At 36.2% G+C, this 390-nt stretch carries 1 protein-coding gene; it reads right to left on the bottom strand.

Going from position 1 to position 390, the window contains the following annotated elements; all coding sequences use genetic code 11:
* Window positions 1–390: hypothetical protein (locus ACWA1F_RS23965; protein ID WP_456897549.1), on the bottom strand; the 390-nt coding region annotated here is incomplete at both ends.

The raw sequence follows: 390 nt of genomic DNA, 5'->3' as shown, positions 1-390 counted from the left end.
GGATCATAAGTTCCTTTTGAAGTGGTAAATGATGAAAAAGTATATCCAGACGGCAGTAAATCGCTTACCGCAAGTCCAGTATTATCATTTGGGCCATTATTTGTAACTACAATTTCAAAATTAACAATCGATCCAACTAAAGGAGTTGCATTGTTTACTGTTTTAGTTAAAGAAAGATCTGAAGATTGTGCTGTTGGAGTGGTTGAAACCGACGCATAATCATTCTCTGTCGTAACTCCGTTATTTGGAGTAGAATTTGGATCAGGAAGATCGGCTGCTGTAACTTCGGCAGTATTCAAATAATCTCCAGAAGCGTTTACAATTGCTGAAATCTGTAAAGTTTCTGAATTTGCATTTAATAAATTGCCTATTGTCCATACGCCAGTTATA

The organism is Flavobacterium erigeronis, from assembly GCF_054075165.1.
The sequence above is the reverse complement of the archived record's forward strand: the minus strand, read 5'-3'. Positions and strand labels throughout refer to the sequence as shown.